This window comes from Fenollaria sp. C0166D3, assembly GCF_056590255.1.
The window spans coordinates 52,129-73,651 of the sequence record NZ_JBWPVU010000002.1 but is presented as its reverse complement, the minus strand read 5'-3'; the positions used below and the strand labels follow the sequence as shown (position 1 = coordinate 73,651).

20 protein-coding genes are annotated in these 21,523 nt (G+C 36.9%); 1 reads left to right on the top strand and 19 read right to left on the bottom strand.

The window, feature by feature from the left end; all coding sequences use genetic code 11:
- Positions 1-36: 36 nt before the first annotated feature.
- The 8 genes from AC1EJ0_RS01560 to AC1EJ0_RS01525 all read right to left on the bottom strand — a co-directional run bounded on the left by AC1EJ0_RS01560 (position 37) and on the right by AC1EJ0_RS01525 (position 9,820).
- Entirely contained in the window at positions 37-1,203 is a 1,167-nt protein-coding gene (locus tag AC1EJ0_RS01560) for a Fic family protein (RefSeq protein WP_480023055.1), read from the bottom strand.
- Between the two features lie 208 nt (positions 1,204-1,411).
- Complete coding sequence (locus tag AC1EJ0_RS01555) at positions 1,412-2,215, bottom strand: Mrp/NBP35 family ATP-binding protein (protein WP_320603821.1); 804 nt, start codon at positions 2,213-2,215, stop codon at positions 1,412-1,414.
- Positions 2,216-2,225: 10 nt separating this feature from the next.
- The gene (locus AC1EJ0_RS01550; protein ID WP_480023056.1) at positions 2,226-3,335 is read right to left on the bottom strand and encodes a M20 metallopeptidase family protein; all 1,110 of its coding nucleotides are present in this window, start codon (positions 3,333-3,335) and stop codon (positions 2,226-2,228) included.
- Positions 3,335-4,231: a DUF7916 family protein gene (locus AC1EJ0_RS01545; RefSeq protein ID WP_480023057.1), complete on the bottom strand. Its 897-nt coding sequence runs from the start codon at positions 4,229-4,231 to the stop codon at positions 3,335-3,337. Before AC1EJ0_RS01545 ends, AC1EJ0_RS01550 begins: the two co-directional genes overlap by 1 nt.
- A 76-nt stretch (positions 4,232-4,307) precedes the next feature.
- Positions 4,308-5,786: an ABC transporter transmembrane domain-containing protein gene (locus tag AC1EJ0_RS01540; RefSeq protein ID WP_480023058.1), complete on the bottom strand. Its 1,479-nt coding sequence runs from the start codon at positions 5,784-5,786 to the stop codon at positions 4,308-4,310.
- Positions 5,787-5,898: 112 nt separating this feature from the next.
- A complete protein-coding gene (locus AC1EJ0_RS01535) occupies positions 5,899-7,515 on the bottom strand; it encodes an ATP-binding cassette domain-containing protein (protein WP_480023059.1) in 1,617 nt (538 codons plus the stop codon).
- 156 nt (positions 7,516-7,671) lie between these two features.
- A complete protein-coding gene (locus AC1EJ0_RS01530; RefSeq protein WP_480023060.1) occupies positions 7,672-9,087 on the bottom strand; it encodes a C69 family dipeptidase in 1,416 nt (471 codons plus the stop codon).
- Between the two features lie 163 nt (positions 9,088-9,250).
- Positions 9,251-9,820 carry a redoxin domain-containing protein gene (locus AC1EJ0_RS01525; protein WP_058259922.1) on the bottom strand — a complete coding sequence of 190 codons (570 nt, stop codon included), beginning with the start codon at positions 9,818-9,820 and terminating at the stop codon, positions 9,251-9,253.
- 130 nt (positions 9,821-9,950) lie between these two features.
- On the opposite strand from AC1EJ0_RS01525, the gene AC1EJ0_RS01520 reads away from it, so the two are divergent.
- A complete protein-coding gene (locus AC1EJ0_RS01520) occupies positions 9,951-11,213 on the top strand; it encodes a DUF1576 domain-containing protein (RefSeq protein ID WP_480023061.1) in 1,263 nt (420 codons plus the stop codon).
- Between the two features lie 68 nt (positions 11,214-11,281).
- On the opposite strand, the gene AC1EJ0_RS01515 is transcribed toward AC1EJ0_RS01520, so the two are convergent.
- From AC1EJ0_RS01515 to AC1EJ0_RS01465, 11 genes are all read right to left on the bottom strand, one after another.
- A complete protein-coding gene (locus AC1EJ0_RS01515) occupies positions 11,282-12,238 on the bottom strand; it encodes a heterodisulfide reductase-related iron-sulfur binding cluster (protein ID WP_480023062.1) in 957 nt (318 codons plus the stop codon).
- The gene (locus tag AC1EJ0_RS01510; RefSeq protein WP_480023063.1) at positions 12,228-12,929 is read right to left on the bottom strand and encodes a TIGR04283 family arsenosugar biosynthesis glycosyltransferase; all 702 of its coding nucleotides are present in this window, start codon (positions 12,927-12,929) and stop codon (positions 12,228-12,230) included. Before AC1EJ0_RS01510 ends, AC1EJ0_RS01515 begins: the two co-directional genes overlap by 11 nt.
- Positions 12,886-13,560, bottom strand: coding sequence for a TVP38/TMEM64 family protein (locus AC1EJ0_RS01505; protein WP_480023064.1), 675 nt, complete (start codon positions 13,558-13,560; stop codon positions 12,886-12,888). The genes AC1EJ0_RS01510 and AC1EJ0_RS01505 overlap by 44 nt, the downstream gene beginning before the upstream one ends.
- The gene (locus AC1EJ0_RS01500) at positions 13,529-14,224 is read right to left on the bottom strand and encodes a TVP38/TMEM64 family protein (protein ID WP_480023065.1); all 696 of its coding nucleotides are present in this window, start codon (positions 14,222-14,224) and stop codon (positions 13,529-13,531) included. The genes AC1EJ0_RS01505 and AC1EJ0_RS01500 overlap by 32 nt, the downstream gene beginning before the upstream one ends.
- Positions 14,202-14,918, bottom strand: coding sequence for a TIGR04282 family arsenosugar biosynthesis glycosyltransferase (locus AC1EJ0_RS01495; RefSeq protein ID WP_480023066.1), 717 nt, complete (start codon positions 14,916-14,918; stop codon positions 14,202-14,204). Before AC1EJ0_RS01495 ends, AC1EJ0_RS01500 begins: the two co-directional genes overlap by 23 nt.
- Before the next feature lie 79 nt (positions 14,919-14,997).
- Positions 14,998-15,693, bottom strand: a complete 696-nt coding sequence (locus tag AC1EJ0_RS01490) for an HAD family hydrolase (RefSeq protein ID WP_480023067.1) — start codon at positions 15,691-15,693, stop codon at positions 14,998-15,000.
- A complete protein-coding gene (locus tag AC1EJ0_RS01485) occupies positions 15,683-17,089 on the bottom strand; it encodes a CehA/McbA family metallohydrolase (RefSeq protein WP_480023068.1) in 1,407 nt (468 codons plus the stop codon). The genes AC1EJ0_RS01490 and AC1EJ0_RS01485 overlap by 11 nt, the downstream gene beginning before the upstream one ends.
- Before the next feature lie 55 nt (positions 17,090-17,144).
- A complete protein-coding gene (locus AC1EJ0_RS01480; RefSeq protein WP_480023069.1) occupies positions 17,145-18,500 on the bottom strand; it encodes an ABC transporter substrate-binding protein in 1,356 nt (451 codons plus the stop codon).
- Positions 18,501-18,524: 24 nt separating this feature from the next.
- Positions 18,525-19,352, bottom strand: coding sequence for a carbohydrate ABC transporter permease (locus AC1EJ0_RS01475; RefSeq protein WP_480023070.1), 828 nt, complete (start codon positions 19,350-19,352; stop codon positions 18,525-18,527).
- A 5-nt stretch (positions 19,353-19,357) separates the two neighbouring features.
- A complete protein-coding gene (locus tag AC1EJ0_RS01470) occupies positions 19,358-20,290 on the bottom strand; it encodes a carbohydrate ABC transporter permease (RefSeq protein ID WP_480023071.1) in 933 nt (310 codons plus the stop codon).
- Positions 20,277-21,389 (bottom strand): ABC transporter ATP-binding protein, encoded by a 1,113-nt coding sequence (locus AC1EJ0_RS01465; RefSeq protein ID WP_480023072.1) that lies wholly within the window; start codon positions 21,387-21,389, stop codon positions 20,277-20,279. Before AC1EJ0_RS01465 ends, AC1EJ0_RS01470 begins: the two co-directional genes overlap by 14 nt.
- Positions 21,390-21,523 lie beyond the last annotated feature (134 nt).

The window sequence follows — 21,523 nt, the reverse complement described above, 5'->3', positions numbered from 1 at the left end:
ATAAAAACGCCTCACAATCGAGGCGTTTTTCATCTATTAAATTATCTCTGTTCCTTCTCTTAATACAGCTAAATAAGCTTCATAAGAAAAAACTTTATTTCTTTCTTGATTATTGTCTTGCTTAAGTATATCTAGGTCCATAAGCACGTCAACTGCAGATTTTACTGTGTTGTATGCAAGTTCAAGCTCTTCAGCTGCGCCCTTTATATCAATTATAGGTTTTGCTAAGAGATGTCTATAAAGCTTCATTATATTTATCTTTCTTCTATCACTTATATCGAGGCTATTTATTTTGTCTTCATCAAAATTTTTAAGCTCAATAAGCTTGTCGGCGCTCTCTATCGCTGACTTTGATGAAATATATACACCGCGCACAAAGAATTTAATCCATTGCTCATAGTTGTCGCTATCTCTAACAGATGTCATTCTATCGTAGTACTCAATTCTATGTTCCTTTAAATAATACGATAGATACAAAGCCGGCGTCTTGATAGTGCCTTTATAAAGTAGATACAAAACTATAAGTAGCCTACCTATCCTGCCATTGCCATCTAAAAATGGATGTATGCTTTCAAACTGATAATGCACAAGAGCCGCGTTTATCAGCGCATCGTATGGTCCATCGTCATTGATAAACTTTTCTAAATCTGACAAAGCTTCTTTCATATCGTCAATATTTGGCGGTATATACCTCGCCGTAGTGATATTTGAAGACTTTGAGCCAATCCAATTTTGACTGCATCTAAACTCGCCCGGATTTTTCTCGTTTCCTCTTACGCCTGAAAGCAAAATTTCGTGCGTCTCCAAAAGCAGTCTATTGCATAGCGGCAAGGTATTTAATCTATCTATAGCATAGTTCGCCGCCTTTACATAGTTAACTACCTCTTCGACGTCTTCGTTTATGCTCTCATCGCGATTCACTTCAAAGATGTCCTCAAGCGTTGCCTGTGTGCCTTCTATTTGTGATGAGAGAAGCGCTTCCTTCTTCACATACATCGATATAAATAAATTCATATCAGGAATTTTCTCTGCTCTATCGTCCAAAATGGCAAGCATCTTATGTGCATCTATTATTAAATTGTTAAGCTCATTGTCAACTGCAATAGCAGGCTCTGGTGGCAGTGGACTTGGTCTGAATGAATAGTACTCGATTATCCCAGAAAGATTTTTTATTAACTTACCCGCTCTTTCTTTACTCATCATATAATCAGCTCCAATTTGAAATAGTGATTACATTATATACTTCTTATTTCAAAAAGTCAATAGTTTCTGAAATAAGAATCCATTTTTCCATTTCTTATTTCAAATAATCATCATTTTCTGAAATAAGAATCCATTTTCCGCTTTCTTATTTCAAATAAAAACAGAGTACGAAAATCATACTCTGCCATGTGCATTATATTTGTTAAAACTATTCTTCTAGTGCTTTTACTATGCCGTCCAAATCTTTTTCTTCTATCAAATCTGCTTGACCTGAGTCAACAAGTCTTGTGTTCTCTGGTTTGAGTGCTAGTGCCGCATAATCTTTCACGCCAAATTTTTCAGCTAGTGCCTCTGCCTTTGGCTCACCAAAGATGTAGTGCTTCTTTTGACACTCGTCGCAGATGAAGTATGCCATGTTCTCAACTAGGCCATATACCTTGATGTGCATTAGTCCAGCCATCTTAAAGGCTTTTTGAACTATCATGTCAACAAGCTCTTGACTCGATGTAACTATAACTAGTCCGTTTAATGGATATAGCTGATATATACTTAGCTGTATATCTGATGTTCCTGGCGGCATATCAACTAAAAGATAATCAAGCTCGCCCCAGTTAACGTTTTGGTAGAATTGTCTCAAGGCGCCCATAAGCATAGGTCCTCTCCAAACGAGTGGATCTGTTTCGTGCTCCATAAGTAAGTTCATTGACACAACTTTAACGCCATTAGCCGCTTCAGCCGGCTCGATGTTCACACCATCTTCTGAAGTAATCATGCCATGAAGGCCGTAAGATGCCGGTATCGATGGTCCTGTAAGGTCCGCGTCAAGTATACCGACCTTGTAGCCTTTTTTTGCCAAAGCGTTCGCAAGTAGCGTTGTTACGTAGCTTTTGCCAACGCCGCCCTTTGCGCTCACGACTCCTATTACCTTATTTATCTTTGATTTATCATTCGCTTGTAGCTTTTCAAATGCGCACTTGTCTTTGCACGCCTTGCAATCGTTATCACAGCTCATCTAATCCCTCCTAAAGTCTATACGCTATAGATAAAAACGCTTTTACGCCATTCTCTATAGCCTCATCATTAAATTCATACGCCTCGTCGTGAATGTCCTTATGATCCTCGCCCACGCCTAGTAGGAAGAATAGTTCTCTCGCCTTACGCCTATAGTAGCCGAAGTCCTCACTGCTTCTAATTATCTCTTTTCTCTCTTCGAATGGAAGTCCATCCGCATCAATAGCTTTAACGAAGTCCTCATAAAGCTCTTCGTCATTCACAACCGATAAAAACTCATCCGTACTATTTAATTCTACCACAAAACCCATCTCTTCTAAAGCCTTTTTATATTTATTTTCAAAAATATTTTTAAGTTTTGCTAAATCATCGTCGTTATATGCTCTCAAGGTTAAATCTAGCTCTAAATTTGCTGGCGACACACCAAAATTTTCTCCGCCAAGCTTTACGCCAACAACGGTTATAAAGATGTTGTCAGAGAATTTTTCGCCTTGAAGAGTAAAATCTTTGTAAGCATCTTTTTTAATAAATGGCTCTATATCTTTAATAATCTCGCTGCATGCATATATCGGATTTAGCGAATTTTCTGGTATGGACGCGTGCGACTGCCTTCCCAGTATATTTAATTTTAAGCCAAATGACGATAGAAACAATAGTCCCTTTTTTGTAGATATAGTTCCTGTCTTGATTCCAGCGTAGTTATGAAGGCCGTAAGCCTCGGTAATTTTGTACTTATCAAAAATTTCAAGAGCATCAAGCGCTCCATAACCAGTCTCTTCAGCCGCTTGAAATAAAAAGTAAACGTTCTTGTCAAGCTTAGCTGCGTCTATTGAAAGTATAGTACCAAGCATTATCGCCATGTGGCCATCGTGTCCACAGCCGTGAAAGCGCTCCTTGTTGCTATTTACAATGCTGTCCATATCACAGCGCAAAACTATTGACTTTTTGTCCTCGCCCTTAAAAAATCTATATAGTAAATAAGATTTGTCCTCAATAAGCTCAAGACCATTAACATCTTTTAAAGCATTTTTGATAAAAGCCCTAGTCTTATCCTCTTTAAAAGCCTCCTCGGGCATCTTGTGAAGCTCTTTTCTAAAACGAATAAACTTTTCTATATCCATTATCTATTTATAGACGCAGCCATAAGCTTAAATGTGTGTCTATCTCCTCTTAAGGTTCTTGAAAGTTCAAAAATATTCTCGCAAATGGCAAGGCCACCGTAACCAGAGTCGCCTATATGCTGAATGTCAGCGCCTAAAATTTTATTTCTAAGTGCAATGTCCCTAATGACTTCCTTTGGCGAACTTTCTTGCGAAGTGCCGATGGTAGTCATGGCAAGAGCGCCGTTTTTGTGTGCAAGCTCTACGATAGCTCTAACGTCTTCATCGAAAACGCCTGGACATGTGCCAACAGCTGGTACAGAAAGAACATCAGCGCCGGCAATTAAAAAGCCTTCATAAACATCAAGGTCTGCAATCTTCTCGTCAACGCCCGATGAATGCATCTTGCCAGCAAAGATAAGTCCATGAAAATATTTTTTCGCAAGTTTTATCGCCTCGTTAATGCCTTCGTTGTCAACGCCAGTACCAGGGTTTCCAGTAAACATAACGAAGTCGAAGCCCATCTCATCAAGCTTTTTAATATTTTCTTCGCTTGCCTTTCTTCCCTCGCTAATAATTTTCTTTTCGCTAAACATATTCTTATCTTGAACTGGTTCTAGATTTAAACCGATAGGTCTCTTTACAAGATTTTTTAGCTTTTTAATGATGTCATCACCACTATAATCAAGGCCCTTAATTTTCTTTTCATTTACATCAAAGAAATTTAATAAAATTAGGTCAGCGCCAAAAGCCTTAGCAAGCTCAGACGATGTCACGCCATAAGTTGCTGGCTCTTGAACCACAACATTCTCCGACAAAACTATCCTTGCTTCACAAGACTTAATCGCTTGTTTCAATTCATCTTTATTTAAATTAATGATCTCGTCACCACTAAGATCAAAAAATCTCTTTAGCATATCATCACCTCTTTTATATATGTACCCATTTAGATAAAAAAATAGGTGAAGATTTCTCTCCACCTATGTCAATTTATTAAGCTACGACTTTTCTTTCTAAATATATAGTATCTACATTGTTTAATTTATTAATAATGTCTTTATCATGTGTAATCATTATAATTATCTTTCCTTTATCATGTAGATCCGATATAAGCCTTGCAATTGCTTCTTTATTCTCAAGGTCTAAGAAGTTTGTTGGCTCATCTATTATATACACGCTCTTATCTGTTAGTAGTGATAAGTCAAATTGCGCCTTTTTTCTTTGTCCTGACGACATCTTAGCTTTGTCCTCAAGCACGCCAAACTTTGATATCAAGTAATCTGCTGGTATATAAACTATGTCCGAGTATGAAAGGTCTTTTAATTCTTCATCATTAATATATATCTTACCCTTATATCTCTTGTTATAATTAAGTATAGCTTCGACTATGGTTGTCTTTCCAGTACCATTGTCCCCGCAGATAATATTGATATGTGACGCATCAAAGCAAGCGTTGACTTTTTCGTTCAAAATAGTATTATCTTTACTTAAACACTCAAAATCTTTTAGTTCAATAGTTTTTATTTTATCATCTTTATACTTTGCTGCTTCTATCTCTAAAAATTCAGCAAAATTATTGATAGCTGGTTTATCGCTCAAATACTCATTTCTTATATCAAAGAGCTCTTGCACTGGTCCCCAAAACTGAGAAACATAGAGCTGTGAAGCAAAGAATGCACCTATGCTTATACTGCCGTTGAAAACATAGTAACCTGATAGTATGGTCATCATAAGTATAACGCCATTTAAAATAAAATATATCATCCAATTTTCTACTAAAGATTGTAGTTTAAATTTTTTAAACAAAGTGTTTTTATATTTATCCAAATAATCTTTAATATTAAATAGCTGCTTCTTATCTAAAAGCCTTTCAGACTTGTTTATCTCGTACTTATCTAGAATGTAACCATTGATATTTTGTGTGTTTTGAATATTTTCTTCAGAGTAATCAGAAATTTTATCTCCAAGCTTGTATGAAACGTAAGCACCGACTGGCACACTTATAAGCATGACAAAAGCAAGTTGTACCGATATAGTAAGCATAATCACAAAGATGAAAATCATTGTCAAAAATTGAAAAACTACATTGACTGGTGTCTTGAATATGTATTTACTAACAGCATCAAGGTTATGCGTTATCTCTTGATTGATCTTGTCTCGGCTAATATTATTAGTTTTGAGATTGTATCTTAAAAGATTATCATCAAGCTTTTCATATATATTAATGGTCGAGCGTGTACTTGCCTCTCCCTCAATGATGTCAAAAAAGTACATAACTCCTTGTCCTGCCACAAACAAAATTATATTGTATATAGCGTATAAAATCATCTTGTCAAAGTCCTTCGCAACTGATGCATCTATAAATATACCAGATAGATATGGACTTAAGAGAAAAGTTATTTTATATAGTATATATATGACTATGTAGCTAAATAAATCTTTATTCGAAACATATTTTCTTAACTTCCACATAGTTTATCACCCCCAAGCCTATATATATGATATCATGACCTTAAATAAAGTGCAATACCTTTATTTATTCAATAAAATAGGTGAAGATTTCTCTCCACCTATAATCAATTTATTAAGCACAAACTTCGTTCATAAATATTACTCCATCGAACTTCTTTAGATATTCTTCGTCGTAATCGTGTGTTATAACTAGTCTTAGGACTCCGTCTAAGTTTGTGATTATCTTCTTTACTTCTCTTGCGTTGTCTGGGTCAAGTCCTGTTGTTGGCTCGTCTAGTATAAGTATCTTTGGATTTCTAATCATAGCTCTGGCTATGGATATTCTTTCTTTTTCTCCACCAGAAGCTTGAAGTACATCAAGTGTACCCTCTTTTTCTTTCTTTGCTAAGCCTTCGAGATTTAATTTCTTAATTATCTCTTTATACTCGTCACTATCTTCTTTTATAGAGCTGTCATACATTGTGATGTTGTTAAATAAGCTGTCTTTAAATATCATGGCTTCTTGTGGCACTACTGCGACGCTTTCAAACAAGGACTTTTCTGATATATCGTTTAAGTCTTGTCCGTAGACTGTTACTTCACCTTTGTATCCGTCAAGCTCTTTTGTTAATAGTCTTGCAAATGTTGATTTACCGCTACCGCTCTCGCCTATGACTGCATAGGCACCTCCATCTGCTAATTCATATGAAAAGTTTTTAAATATATCTCTATCTCCAAAGGCAAAGCTAAAGTTTTTAACACTTACTCCGTCCTTCACTTTTCCTGCTTCTAGTGCTAAGACTCTTCCCTTTGGAAGCTCTTCGTTACTCTTAAGCATATTTAAGAATTTATCTCCAACGCCCTTAGTCGATTTTATATTGTTATACGTCTCTATGGCATTTCCAACTGCGTCTGAAACTGATGTTATGAAGAACATTGACATGATTAGGTCACCTGTAGTAACTGTGCCTTTTAGTATTAATAAAGCGCCTAAAGATAAAATTACTAATTGGCTCAATAAACCTACTCCACGCATCGATTGATTAAAGATATTCATTTTTATATTTGACTCTTTTATTGTTGATAAGTTTTTACCTAAGACTTTTAAATAGCGATTTATAAAAGTTTCTTCATTGCCTGATTGTTTTATAGGGTGTGATCCAAAAACAATTTCTTTTATTCCACCAAATTTTTCTTCATTTGACTGAGAAACTTCCATTTGCAGCGCTTGCAATTTTTTAGTTATAAATTTACTTATAAAGAATGGTAAAAGTGAAAATACTAAGCTAAGTGCACAAAAATACGGGCTAATTAAAAATAAACCAACTAAAAAAACTATAGCTTGTATTACATAGCTTGCAAAACGACTAAGAGTTAAAAAATAATCTCTTCTAAGTATGTTTAAGTCCTCGTTCATTAAATTTATGTAATAATCATTTGATTTCTTATCATATATAGCAGTTGGCATTAAAAATACTGCTCTGCAATAATCTCTGTTTAATGATAAGGCAACGTTATTTGAAAAATTGTTGCTAGAATTAAGCATTAGATAAGAAGTAAAAACCCATAGAACTATGAATAAAAGTGCATATAAAGAGCTTTTTTTGATGATTTCGAAGTTTCCTGCTCCTGCCGCATCAACAACTTTACCCATATTTCTTGTTATAAAATAAAATGATACAGTGCTTAGTAGTGCAAATAAAATTGACAGAATCAAATATTTTAAATTTGCTTTAATATACTTTTTCATAAAGTACCTCCTTCATTAATTACTCCAGTTATTTTAGACTATATATACATTATACCCCCACCATATTATTTGTCAAGCTCATATAATTTATTTTCATGCTAAAGCAAAAAATGGAGCCTCATCATAAGGCCCCATCCATATACATAATATTAAATTCTATAAGTTTTTATCCATTTGGAAAGTTAATTTTGAAGTGAACAAAGCTCTTGTTGCGTAATCTTGTAATTGCTTCTTTGTTTCTTCGATGAAGTAAGTGGCTGTCTTTTGGTTTTCTTCTGTCAAGTACTTCATAAGTGCTTTGTCGTCTAAGCCCTTTGCTCCTTTTTGAACTTCCATAACTCTTTGTCTGCCATAGATTGCCATACGTTGTAAGAACTCGTGTGTGTCTCTATTGAAAAGCTTGTAATGTTCTTCTGCATAGTATGCGAAGACTTTTGCTAGCCAGTAAGCGTTGTCGATGTCCATCTTTTCAGGAACTGTTCTGTATTCTCTTGGTGTGTCTTCAACGTAGTTAAAGAACGGTACGTATGGGTTGAATGCTGTTGTTCCGAAGGATAACCAAGTTACTCCTCTAAGTTTTTCGTCTAGGTCTGGATATACTTGTAAGATATGTGAGTGAGCTGTTCTTGAAAGTGAGATGCATCTGAATCTCTTCTTTTCTTGCTCTGTTCCTTGCCAGCCTAGTGGGTCAAATTCTGTTTCGTTATAGTGTGAGCCTAAAACTTTAGCGCAGTCTTCTACTGAAATCTTTTTTGTAGCTTTCTTTATAAATGGTATGTCGCCGCAAGTTGGGTCGCAGTCGCATGAGGATAATAATTTATGTGCGTACCAAGCTCTTGGTGTGTTATAAACTCTGTCTAGCTCTCTATATGTGCCGAAAACTTTTCTAAAGTTAAATCCTTCGAAGTCTGGATTTAAGTTATTTTCTTTAACAAATTCTTCCATGCCTTCTGACCACATATAGTTTTCTTTGTCATTAAAGTCTATTTGTTCGATGCAAACGTGGTTTGGAGCAACTGCGTAGCAATCATCAGGTATTCTAACAGCTACCCAGTGATGTCCTGTAGGTATCTCCATATACCAAGCTTCGTCTTTGTCCGCGAACAAGATACCATTGCCTTCAGCTGAACCATATTTCTTAATAAGTTCGCCTAAGAATTTAATTCCGTCACGAGCTGATTTTGCATATGGTGTAACTAAGTCATTTATAGCGTCTTCTGCGATACCATCAAGAACTAGTGGGTCAAGAGCTAAAACTCTTTCGTTGCCGTATAAGCTTTCAGTCGAGCTAACTGCAACGCCTAGTTCGTTAAAACCTGCTTCGGCATAAGCACCTGGCTCGTTCTTATCATCTGATGGGATAGCTGTATATCTCATTGCGCCCTTTGGCAATTCAACTTTAACCTTTGTGTTATCTGATTCATAAGTGCTTCCGTTTGGTTTATCTTCATGAACCACAAATTTCTTTAGGTTTATAGCGTCGTGGTAGTCTTCGTTTCTCGCGATGATGATAGTTCCATCTATTGACGCTTTTTTACCAACTAATATAGTTGTACACTCTGTTTTTCTCATAAAATAACCTCCTTAATTTACACACATAGTTTTGCCTATATATTTATTATACATCCAAATATATTAATACGTCAAGCGAATTATCCCTTTATCTTGATAATTTTTTAAAATGGACTAGACGTAAAAAAGAGTAGGCATAGATGCGCCTACTCTTGTAAATATCTTAGATTGTACCTACTAGGTCCATGCCTGGTGTAAGTGTGTCTTCGCCTGGCATCCAGTTAGCTGGGCAGACTTTGTCTCCGTGCTCGTTAACAAATTTTGAAGCTTCTACCTTTCTTAGTAATTCCTTAGGGCTTCTGCCTATACCCATGTCGTGGATTTCATAAGCAGTGATAACGCCGTCAGGATTGATTACAAATGATCCTCTGTAAGCTTGTCCTTCTTCTTCGTTTAATACTCCTAGCATTCTAGAAAGTTCAAATGCTCTGTCAGCTAGCATAACGTATTTTGCTTTTGATACAGCTGGAGATGTTTTTTGCCATTCCATGTGAACAAATTCAGAGTCAGTTGAAACTGAATATACTTCGCAGCCAGCTTTCTTAAAGTTTTCATATTCTTCAGCAAGTGCTTCTAGTTCAGTTGGGCATACAAATGTAAAGTCTCCTGGGTAGAAGAAAAGTACACTCCAGTGACCCTTTAAGTCTTCGTTTGTTACTTGAAAGAAGTCCTTTCCTGCTTGAAATGCATTTACCTTAAATTCGTCTAATTGTTTACCTATTAAATTTGTCATTTTTACCTCCTTATTGAGCCTTTCGCTCAATTTATATATACCCAATCCGCCTAAATAAATCACAAAAAATATTATATCAATTTTATCCATATTTATGGTAAAATATATATAAGATAAGGAGGCGCATAGCATGATTAACCTTAGTGATTATAAAAATAAGTACTTAATTTTATACTTATACGCCATATTTTTATTTATAACGGGCTTTGCCTTTAACACGCCAGATGAAATTGTGAATGGTCTAAATATCATCTGCGTCTCATCGGCATCTCTCGTGACAGACTATATGAAGCTTGCAAACATCGGTGCCGCCCTTGTTAATAGCTCCATAGTCACTTTATTCTCGATAATGATAATGAATATTAGAAAGATAGACTTAAGAGGCATACATATAGCCGCCGTCTTCGTTGTGTCGGGCTTCTCGCTCTTCGGCAAGAATCTACTTAATTCAATGCCGCTAATGTTTGGCGTCATCGCCTTCACAAGGCTTTACAAAATCAAGATCGAAGACAATATCGCAAACGCCCTCTTCGTTACATCGCTTGCACCCATGGTGACGAACGTCTACTTACTAGTTGGCGGCGTCTTTGGCGTGGTCTGTGCCTTCTTCGCAGGCTTTTTAGTAGGCTTTATATTTACGCCGCTTTTAAAACCATTCAAAGAGTTTCATAAGGGCTTTAACCTTTACAATGGCGGATTCACAGCAGGCATCATCGCCATGTTCTACTCAGGCTTTTTAAAGACCATAAATATAGAGCTGCCACAAAGACACATAGTCTTGAGTGGATACAACGATAAGTTCCTGCCACTACTTTTGCTTTTGTCGATGCTTTTCATAATTTTGGGATTTTGCGAAAAAAATGCACTTATAAATTATTTTAAACTTCTTAAGAGGATAGGGCCCATGCTTCAAAATTACGAAGCAGAATTTGGTAGCGGCGCCTGCCTGATAAACGCTGGCACACTTGGCATAGTATCGACGCTTTATGTAATACTTGTCGGAGGCGAGCTAAACGGGCCAATCATCGGCGGCATACTGACAATCATGGGCTTTGCCTTTATCGGTAAAGACATAAGAAACGCCCTGCCAATATTCTTAGGCATATACGTCGCGAGCCTGATCAATGTCTACAACCCGCATGACACAGCACTTCTACTTGCTAGCCTTTTCGGCACAACACTTTGCCCAATCTCAAACTACTACGGTAGCTTCGCAGGCTTCTTGGCAGGCTTCTTGCACATGGCGCTTATAAACAACGTCGGCGGCCTTCATGCTGGACTGAACCTTTATAATAACGGCTTCTCCGGTGGATTCATAGCTGCCTTTATGGTGCCACTACTAGATACATTTTATAAAAGGCCAAAGTATTTGCAGGTAAAAAAAGAAGAATAATATATCAGATATAAAAGAAGCAGATGCACTATGTGATGTGCATCTGCTTTTGTATTTCCGTCTATAATTTATCTTCCGCCATAAAATTTCATCTTTATTAATCTAGCTAGGCTTGTTGGAACGACTTTTTCGTTTGTGCCAAGTATCATGGTAAGTGCGTGCTGATTAGGTATTTGATTTTTTGTAAACTGTATCGAGCAGCTTGCGCAATATGTTGTGACCATGCTCTCATAATTTTTAAGTCTATCTAGGAATGCTTTCGCTATCTCGGGTTCATCGCGGCTAGCAAGTCCACCTAGGCCGCAGCATAGAACGTCTTTGTAATCGCTTTTGGCGTTTGGCATAAAGTATTTTAAATCTTTAAACATCTCTTTATGAACTTTGTCTGGACATGGGTGATAGATATGAAACTCATCTTCAAAAACCTTGCCTACGCCTAGCTCGTGAAGCTTTTCATATATTGTTATTACGTTTATGTCTGTGTAATCTTTAAAGAAGTGGTAGCAGTTTGGGCAGCATGTAACGACTCTCTTTACTTTTTTCTTAAGTAAAAGCATTTTGACGTGATCAATGTTGTTTTGCGCACGCTCCTTGTCACCGCTCTCAAAGACTGGCTTTCCACAGCAGTCGATTGAGTAGTCACAGCCATCGTCCTTAAATATCTCTATCATCTTCTTTGTTGTTTCTGGGAATGCTCTTGGAAATGAGCAGCCAAGCCATAATAAATCCTTCGTCTCTTTATTTGAGTTATTTCTGAACTTATATAGGGACTTCTCAAACTTCATCATGCCGAAGCCCTCATTTTTCCTATGTATTAGTGAGATCTCTCTGCCGTCTAAATCAACGGGACAGACCTCATAGCATCTACCGCATAAAAAACATGAGTAGGCTAAATCATCTCTTGACGCAAAATCTGCTAGGTCAAGGCCATACTTCGTTAGAAAATCGCAGTTTTGTGTGCATAGCGAGCAGTCGAGGCAAGTCTCTTTGACATATTCTAAATAATTTTTATTATCATCTTTCATCTCTGTATCTCCTTGTGATCTCTTCAATCGGGTAGCCAAGCAAAAACATAAATTTTAATTTTTTCATTAGTATTATGGTCTTAAGTATACCCGTCTGTTCAAAGCGTCTTGCATCTGTCGTAACGTATGAGTCTATAGCCTTTATCCTTGTTCCTTCTTTTTTGAGTCTCCTAGACATTTCGTAGTCTTCCATAAGTGGCAGTTCCTTAAACATGCCCATGTTTATGAACTTCTCGCGCCTAAATGACATAACTTGATCTCCATAGGCAATATTATATAATTTTAATCTTAGATTTGATCTAAAGGCAACGACTTTCATTAAAAATCTTTTGCTAGTAAATTTTATCTTTATGGCTGCGGCGCTGTATTTATCAAGTGCCTTGTCCATCTTGACTATGGCGTCCTTATCTAAATATGAATCTGCGTGCAAAAACATTATTTTTTCTTCGGTAGTTTCTTTAAAGCCTGTATTCATCTGAATTGAGCGAGATTTTTCGCTCATAACTACCTTAAATGGAAATTCCTTGTTTAGTTTATGAAGCACATCAAGCGTAGCGTCTCCACCACCGGCATAAGCTATATAGACTTTGAAGTCTCCATCTAAGCTATATAAGTGCCTTATGAAGCGCTCTATGCTTTTTTCTTCCTTATATACTGGAACTACTATTGCTATCATTTTTCTTGTTAACATACTTTGTCAGCAAAACTGAAATTATTACAAGTGCGAGCATGATTAAAACTGCAATCAGAAACTCTTTGGACTTGTAGTCTTTAATCTTGTCACCTAGGTTTAGGTAAACAAGCGTTCCAGGCATTATCCCCAAGAAAGAAACGATTAAATACTTCCAAAAGCTAATATCAGTTAAGGGATAAGCATAATTAAGTATATTGTATGGAATGATTGGCGTAAGCCTAAGTAAAAACAGTCCTGATGCGATCTTGGCATCTTTGGCAAAATATCTATCGTAAGTCTTTTTGCTCACGTGCTTATGAACCAAGGCGCTGACAAAGTCTCTGCCGATGTATCTTGCGATGACAAACATGATAGACATATTTAAAAGCGCTCCTACCATGGTCAAGAGACTTCCCTTTACAAAGCCAAATAAGGCAGCGGCTATAAGCGCAAGGACTGGCACTGGGAAGAAAAATACAGGCAGTATCGCAAAAGCTGCTACGTATAAGACTTCTGAAAGCTCTCTTCGCTCTTCGATAAAGGCCTTGAGCTTTTCCATCGGCACGTACTTTATAACTAGAACGGAGCCTATTATTATGAGTAATAGGCTCAGTATTTTAATTGGATTTATTTGCTTTTTTCTTGTCATTATATATCTTGCCTATCATATAAACTAAGGCACTTAGAGCAACAACGGAAACTATAGATATAAATATAGTCTTTGTAGAGCCAGCTAAATTACCTAAGTATGAGTAAACGATAGTTGCTGGTAGTTGTCCAAGACCTGTTGCTAGGAAGAAGTCCCAGAACTTTATAGGTGTTAGGCCTGCTGCGTAACTAACTATGTCAAAGGAAACAAATGGAAGTAGTCTACAGATAAGTATTGAGTTTTTGCCGTATCTTTCAAAGAATTCATCAACTTTTGCAAGGCCAGTCTTAGTAACAACCTTTTCAACATAGTCTCTACCTAGTGTTCTAGCGATATAGAAGCATAATGCAGCTCCAGCCATAGCTGACCAGAATGAAAGAAGTGCGCCCTTCCACCAGCCAAATACTGCCGCATTAGATAAAGTGATTAAAAGCGCTGGTATGGGTGCAAGTACTGATTGAAGGATCATTAAAAAGAATGAAATAACTGCTGCATACGCACCGTAACCTCTGATTAACTCAATAACCGATTCTAAATTCAAGCTTCCTAGCTCTGTCACGAATTTTTTCATAGTCGCATTAAAACTTGGTACTGCAAAATACAGTACTATTACTAGTAATATGATAGAAATAAGTACTATCTTAGAAATTTTCTTCTTCTTCATTATTATTCCCCCAATTATTTATATTAATTAAGTCGTGAAAAATTGTCTCGTCAAGCTTTATTTTTTTGCCATCTAAGATAATCTCATCCTTACTTAAAAAATCTACAATTTTTCCAAAGTAATTATATAATAGATCCTCTTTCGTGTCAATATCATCAATGCTTCTAAGGCTCTTAATTAGCGAAGTATTAGAATTTTTAATAGTTTCTTCGAGTATCATTGATTTATTTTTAAAATCTATATTAAGTTTATTCGCTAAATTAATCTTCGACGCGACTAGTGAATAGCCACCGTCCGATGATGGATTAAAAACTATATCGTTTGTATCAAGCGCTGCAAAGGCGGCCTCGATATCTTTTTTGCTAATGTCATAGATGTCAGAACCAATGAGAGCGACCTTTTCATAATTCTTAAGAGCCGTATCGATGGCAAGCTCCATTCTCTCAAAGAGATTTCCCTCAGCTTGCGCCTTGTATACTTCATTTGGTAAAATTTCTTTAAGTACATCTACCTTGTCAATAGGCGTCGCATGCACTTCTAAATCCCATTTATCAGACTTAAGTTCATTTACAAGCCTTTTAATAAGATTCTTGTGAAATAAAACTATATCTTTCTTAGATAAAAAATCTTCGAGACGCGTCTTTGTGTGCCCCTCAATGGGTACCCTTGTAAAAATAATAAGTAAGTTCTTCATATATATCTCCTTAAACGCAAAAATGTGTAAAGCAATATACGCTTCACACATCTCTTATACCCAATTAATATTTATTTACTTATCTTAATACTTTTATTAAATCAAGTGGCGTATCCAAAACTATATCCGCATCCTTTATAAGCATCTCTTTTGTGCCTACGCCGCACGTTACTCCAACAGCAAGCCCAGCTACTTTACCTAGCTCTAAATCTATTAGTGAGTCGCCTACAACGGCTACTTCTTTTCTACTTAGTCCAAAATTTTTACAAAAAGCATCTAATGATGATGGATCTGGTTTATTTGGATAAAAATCAGCTGCTGCTAAAAAATCTATTTCATCATATACGCCAAGCATCTCAAAACTTAGTTTCGCTTGCTTAAAGCTATCAGCTGTTATGACAGCTACTTTGATATCAAGTTTCTTTAGCGCGTCAAAACATTTTTTAACATCACACGTCCCCACAATCAATTCTGGATGCTTATCTAAGTAAGCTAAAAAGAAATCACTTATCTCTTTATCAAGAGCTTCTTTACTTTTGTCAACATATTTACTAAATACTTCTGCTAAATCAGCTATAGTCCCTGAGGCAAGTATAGAATTTTCTCTAATACTGTGGTCTTCATTCACTCCTACTACCTGCCTTATATCTAGCTTATCAGCTTCACCAAGCTCATAATAATCAAAAAGATCTTCTAAACTAAGCCTCCAAATGTCAGTAAATTTTAAAAGCGTTCCGTCTTTATCAAATATTACGCCCTTTATATTATTTTTCATTTGACATCTTCTCCATCAAATCGCCCCAGACCTTCATTTCATGCTCTTTAGTCTTTCTATTGAAGAAAATGGGATTAGTGTAGCCATAAAGATTGCCATCTTCGTCCCAAACATCTACCCTTATCCAGTGGTAAGCGCTGTCTATTTCAATACTGAACATCGACTCTTTAGCCTTTTCATCTTTAACGCACTCGCCATCGATTAGCCAAGATATATGAAGAGCTGATGAATGAAAATTGTTTTCGAGTAATTCCGCTCTTAAGCTTGCTCTTCCAGTGAAGTTTTCATTTTCTCTTGCTAAGCCATTGGCACTAAGCTTTATCTCCTTTGATCTAGTCACAGACACTTCTCCAGCCAGCATCGCGTCTTTAAGAGCTTCGGCTGTGTTCTCTTTTGCGTAAACTATGGTTTTTGGGTCTCCTAAAAGCGATGGATATACTGAACCCTCATATTTTTCTTCTGGAAGTAAGTGTGAATCACTTCCGCCTATGGATATGACTCTGTAGCCGTCGTTTAATAAGTAGTTCCAGGCTTTTATGGCGTCTTTGATTGCCTTTTTAGATGTCATATATGTCGGGTCGTTGATCACTTCCATAAACGTGATTAAGTCAAGCGGAAATGATTTTGCATGAAAGTCCCACGGCGGCATGCATGGATGGTTCACTGAAATCAGTGAGTAGTCCTTTGCCTCTTTGATTATCCTTACAAGTGCTTCTTCGTCTTCAATCTCATATATCGCATGCTCTGCAAATGGCGTTTTTTCTGCAAATAATAGGTTGATGTGACCAAGGCTAGATGTTATCTCTATGCCTGGATAGATCTTTAAGCCCTCATGCTTTGGCCATGTGTAGTGATAGACATTGTGATCTGTTGGCACAAAGAAGTCCAGTCCTTGCTTTATCGCCACATCATTATTGGCTTCTCTAGACATTTTACCGTCTGAATATATGGTGTGAGTGTGGAAGTCCGCCGCATAAGAAGTTTTCTTAGGTCCATCATCCATCATCTTTATGCTATCAAATAAATTTACTTCATTAAAAATATTTTCTTCACTATCTAAATCTCCTTCATAAATTTCAAGACTGATATCATCTGCGTCACACATATTTAGAACGCCATATTCAAGACTCCAAACGCCCTTAGCTATATTAGGCTTAAAGCTTTGGCAGCAAGGCGAACAGCTAGATTGGATAGTAGCTATGCGCCTTTCGCCACTTTCCTTCGCAGCTATTATCTGTGCATAAAGCTTTTTATCTGGACCGAAAACGTAGGCGCTAAAAAACTGTTTGTTATTGCTCCACTTAATTGTTAGGGCCTTGATATCTTTATCAATAGTGAAATTTACTACGTCATAAGCCTTATTTAACTTTATATCTAAGAATTTTTCTCTTTGCATATATACCTCTCATTAAAAAATAAGCGCCTCATATAGAGACGCCCAAATTATAATCTTACTTATTTAGTACTTCATCAAGTGCTTTTTGAGCTACTTTTTGTGCTTCGTCAAGTGCTTCCTTAGCTGGAACGTTTTGTAATTCAACTTTATCTGCAGCTATCTTTAAAGCGTCTATGATTTGTCCCTTAGTTGGGTCTACAAACACTGGTGTAGCTGTAAGTGCTTGTTCATAAGGTACCTTTGCATATGGACTTTCTTCTGTAAATTTCTTGTACTCTTCGATATCCATAGTGCTCTTTCTAACAGGGATATAACCAATTTTCATTGACCACTTAGCAGATATTTCTGGGCTTGTGAAGTATGCTATCCATTCATAAGCAGCTTTCTTTTGTTCTTCTGATACACATGCTGGAACTAATAAGCTGTGTGCGCCCGCTTGAGCCTTACCATTCTTATCATGTAGTGATGGTTGAGGAATCGAGTCGATCTTTGTAAAATCAAGGTCGCCCTTATCTCCTGATGAACCTGTATAGCTCATTGCAGTACCATTCATAACGTTATCAATAGTTCTGTACCAATATTCCCAGCCTTGTCCGCCTGATTCAATTTTAGTAGTTTTATTATCAAAAATTTGCTTTCTAACAAAGTCCCAAGCCTCAATCCATTCAGGCGAGTTGATAGTTACTGTCTTACCGTCTTCTGACAATACAGTACCGCCATTGCTATAAGCAATGTCTGATAGGTTATCTGGACCCCACATAACTAGGTGACCCCAGTCAGCTATGCCTTTTTCTTGCATTGTCTTTGATGCTTCGAAAATTTTGTCCCAAGATGAATATACATCTTGAGGATCTAATCCTGCTTCTTCAAGTAAATCTTTTCTATAGTAAATAACTTGAGTTGTGCCATAAGCTGGAAAGGCATATACTTTGCCATCGATTTGATCCGGCTTCATGAATACATCTAGATAATCATCAAGAGGTGTTCTTTCGTCGATATATGGTGTTAAGTCAGCCAATAGACCTGCTTCACCCATTTCTTTAATCTTGCTACCTATGAAAACTGCTGGTGCTTGATTAGCTGCAATAGCTGCTTGAACCTTTTGATAAGTTTCGTCGTAGTCGGCTTGTTGAACGCCTGTTACCTTTACCTTGTCTTGTGAATTGTTAAAATCATTAATAATTTCTTCCATAGTTTCTCCAGCTACAGAACCTAATCCATACCAGAATTGAATTTCAACTGGCTTATCGCTAGCTGTTTCATCTTTCTTTTCTTCGCTCTTTGACTCATTTGCTTCAGCGCTTGTAGTCTTATCTCCTTCGTCCATAGCTTCCTTAGCAGCTGGTGAACATGCTGTAAATACTAGTGATAATACTAAAAGTATTACAGCTAAACTTCTTAATTTTTTCATTTTTTTCCTCCTATAATGATAATTTTAGCCTTTTATGCCGTTGTCACTGATGCCTTTGATAAACCACTTTTGTAATACTAAAAATAATATTAATAGCGGAAGTACCGCAATCGCATTAGCTGCCATGAGCATAGGTAGGTTTTGAGTAAAATTTCCTCTTGAATTAAAGAATATATTTAAGCCAACGCTTATTAGATAATTCTTTTTGCTGTTAGTTATAAGTGATGGCCACATGTAGTTATTATACATCGCCACGAACTGAATTAAAGCAGTTGTAAGTATTGTAGACTTTGCTACTGGTACCAAAACTCTCCAAAGAATCTGCCAGTTATTTGCTCCGTCCATCTCAGCCGCTTCGATAAGCTCCTTTGGTATGGATGAAAATGTTTGATAAATCATATATATGGCAAAGACGCTCGCTGCGTTTGATATTACGATGCCTGTTAGTGTATCTATTAAATTCATCTTAGCAAGTATTACATAGCTCGGTACATAAGTTGCCGCAGCTGGCAGCATATACGTTAGTAGTATTGCCCCAAATAAAACTTTCTTTCCCTTGAACTTAAAGCGTGACAAACCATATCCCATGAGTATAGACGTTAGCATTTGAAGTACAACTATCGCGATGGATGTGATTATACTGTTAAAAATATATAGGTCAAATGGTGCTTGCTCTAAAACGCCTCTAAAATTTCTTAAGTCAAAGAATTCTGGAGCTAATCTCATCGGCTCTCTGATTATGCTTTCCGCACTCTTAAATGAGTTTGAAAACATCCATAAAAGTGGGAAGAAGGTAATGATACTTACTATTGTAACTATTATTATATTTACTAATTTAATTTGTTTTTTCATCTTTATCACCTATTTGCGAACTTCTTTTGCAAGATAAACATAAGTCCAGCGAGTATACCAGTAATGACGACCATAATCATGGTTACCGTTGTCGCCTTACCCATGTTGAATTGCTCGAAGGCCATTTGATAGAATAAATAAAGCAGTGTTCTTGTTGATCCTGCTGGGCCGCCACGTGTTAGTACACTGATTTGGTCGTAGGCTTGTATTGAGTTGATAAGGCTTATAACAGCTAAGAACAGTGTTGTCTTTGCTGTCATCGGCATATAGATGTACTTTATCTTTTGCCAAACGCTTGAGCCTTCAAGCTCATATGCTTCGAATAAATCCTTTGGTATCTTGCTGATGGCATCTGCATAATAAAGCATGCACCAGCCCGATGTCTTCCATACGGTTACTATCATTACAGCGATAAGCGCTGTGTTTGAGTCTGTTAACCAGTTTGGTCCACTTATTCCAAAAATAGCTAGCCCTCTATTGATAAGGCCGATATCTGGTCTAAACATCCAGCTCCATACTATAGACATAGCAACCATCGGTGTAATCCATGGTGCGAATAAAAAGCCTTGTATAAGCTCTTTGCCGCGTCTAAACTTATCTATGAGTATTGCCATCAAAAAACCAAAGATAAGTGTCGGAACTACTGTTCCTAGGCCAAATAACAAAGTATTTTTAAGTGCTTGCCAAAAGGCATCACTACTAAGTATGTCCTTGTAGTTTTGTGCGCCAACTACATTAAATGTCGGGCTGATATAGTCCCAATCTGTAAAGCTTAGTAAGAATGACGCTATCATCGGAATGAACCAAAATACCAAAAGCGGTATTAGTGGCAAAACTATATAGACAAGGAAGCCTGAGAAGCTTATGCTTTTTACTCCACGAACTCTTTTTGCCTTGCTTTTTTCTTTTGCTTTGCTTACTTCTCTACTTAGCTCCATCTGTCGCCTCCCAGAAAATTCTGTTTTGAGTCTTAGCATCAAATAACAAGATATTTTCTGTCACAAAAGCAATATGTATCTCGCTTTTTGACTCGATATCAAGCTTTGCATCTGCTCTAAGAGTTATCTCATCTCCATCTAGCTCACCATGTATATGGTAATCTGCTCCTAATAGCTCTACCATCTTAATCTTTAGTGCAAAGTCATCTTCATTATCAGTAATTCTAATGTGCTCAGGCCTAATGCCCATGATTACATCTTTATTATCAACATTAGAATAATTTGCAAGAGCCCTTCCTTTGCTATTATAAAGTTTTCCATATCTAATTTTTCCTTTGATAAAGTTCATTGGCGGTGCTCCTAAAAAGCCCGCAACAAAGACATTGCTAGGGTTTTCATAAAGCTCCTTTGGAGTGCCAACTTGTTGAATCACGCCATCTTTTAAACAAACTATCCTTGTAGCCATAGTCATAGCCTCTGTTTGATCGTGAGTTACGTATATAACAGTTGAGCCCAGCTCCCTTTGTAGCTCAACAAGCTCTTCTCTCATGTGTATTCTAAGCTTAGCATCAAGGTTCGATAGAGGCTCATCCATTAAAAAGATTTCAGCGTCTCTAACTATGGCCCTGCCTAAAGCTACCCTTTGCTTTTGTCCGCCTGATAGCTCAACCGGCTTTCTCTTTAGGTACTCAGTTAAACCAAGTTTTTCGGCAGTTTCTCTAATACTTTTATCTCTAATATCCTTGTCAACGCCACGAATCTTTAGCCCAAAACCAATATTGTCATAAACATTTAAGTGTGGGTACAGAGCATAATTTTGAAAGACCATTGCGGTGCCTCTGTCTTTTGGTGCTACCTCGTTCATTCTCTTGCCATCGATTAGTAGCTCACCCTCACTAATGTCTTCAAGTCCAGCTATCATCCTAAGCGTTGTGGACTTGCCGCAGCCCGATGGCCCAACAAAGACTATGAACTCTTTGTCTTCTACTTCAAGATTAAAGTCTTTAACAGCGTTATCGATTCCATTCTCATACTTTTTATATACATGTCTTAAAGAAATCTTACTCATACATCCTCCTAAATAATTTTCATATCTCAATTACTTGTTTATGATACATGAGCTTTGTTAATCTTGTATGTGCAATATGTTAAGTGTGAGTAAAGTATTTGATTTTTATTTAATATAATTTTACAAAAAAATACCCTCCTTACTCGTTCATCAAGTAAAGAGGG

Bases quoted from the DNA above. Each gene is read 5' to 3' on its own strand.
- AC1EJ0_RS01560 (WP_480023055.1), bottom strand. From the start codon at position 1,203: ATGATGAGTAAAGAAAGAGCGGGTAAGTTAATAAAAAATCTTTCTGGG.
- AC1EJ0_RS01555 (WP_320603821.1), bottom strand. From the start codon at position 2,215: ATGAGCTGTGATAACGATTGCAAGGCGTGCAAAGACAAGTGCGCATTT.
- AC1EJ0_RS01550 (WP_480023056.1), bottom strand. From the start codon at position 3,335: ATGGATATAGAAAAGTTTATTCGTTTTAGAAAAGAGCTTCACAAGATG.
- AC1EJ0_RS01545 (WP_480023057.1), bottom strand. From the start codon at position 4,231: ATGCTAAAGAGATTTTTTGATCTTAGTGGTGACGAGATCATTAATTTA.
- AC1EJ0_RS01540 (WP_480023058.1), bottom strand. From the start codon at position 5,786: ATGTGGAAGTTAAGAAAATATGTTTCGAATAAAGATTTATTTAGCTAC.
- AC1EJ0_RS01535 (WP_480023059.1), bottom strand. From the start codon at position 7,515: ATGAAAAAGTATATTAAAGCAAATTTAAAATATTTGATTCTGTCAATT.
- AC1EJ0_RS01530 (WP_480023060.1), bottom strand. From the start codon at position 9,087: ATGAGAAAAACAGAGTGTACAACTATATTAGTTGGTAAAAAAGCGTCA.
- AC1EJ0_RS01525 (WP_058259922.1), bottom strand. From the start codon at position 9,820: ATGACAAATTTAATAGGTAAACAATTAGACGAATTTAAGGTAAATGCA.
- AC1EJ0_RS01520 (WP_480023061.1), top strand. From the start codon at position 9,951: ATGATTAACCTTAGTGATTATAAAAATAAGTACTTAATTTTATACTTA.
- AC1EJ0_RS01515 (WP_480023062.1), bottom strand. From the start codon at position 12,238: ATGAAAGATGATAATAAAAATTATTTAGAATATGTCAAAGAGACTTGC.
- AC1EJ0_RS01510 (WP_480023063.1), bottom strand. From the start codon at position 12,929: ATGTTAACAAGAAAAATGATAGCAATAGTAGTTCCAGTATATAAGGAA.
- AC1EJ0_RS01505 (WP_480023064.1), bottom strand. From the start codon at position 13,560: ATGACAAGAAAAAAGCAAATAAATCCAATTAAAATACTGAGCCTATTA.
- AC1EJ0_RS01500 (WP_480023065.1), bottom strand. From the start codon at position 14,224: ATGAAGAAGAAGAAAATTTCTAAGATAGTACTTATTTCTATCATATTA.
- AC1EJ0_RS01495 (WP_480023066.1), bottom strand. From the start codon at position 14,918: ATGAAGAACTTACTTATTATTTTTACAAGGGTACCCATTGAGGGGCAC.
- AC1EJ0_RS01490 (WP_480023067.1), bottom strand. From the start codon at position 15,693: ATGAAAAATAATATAAAGGGCGTAATATTTGATAAAGACGGAACGCTT.
- AC1EJ0_RS01485 (WP_480023068.1), bottom strand. From the start codon at position 17,089: ATGCAAAGAGAAAAATTCTTAGATATAAAGTTAAATAAGGCTTATGAC.
- AC1EJ0_RS01480 (WP_480023069.1), bottom strand. From the start codon at position 18,500: ATGAAAAAATTAAGAAGTTTAGCTGTAATACTTTTAGTATTATCACTA.
- AC1EJ0_RS01475 (WP_480023070.1), bottom strand. From the start codon at position 19,352: ATGAAAAAACAAATTAAATTAGTAAATATAATAATAGTTACAATAGTA.
- AC1EJ0_RS01470 (WP_480023071.1), bottom strand. From the start codon at position 20,290: ATGGAGCTAAGTAGAGAAGTAAGCAAAGCAAAAGAAAAAAGCAAGGCA.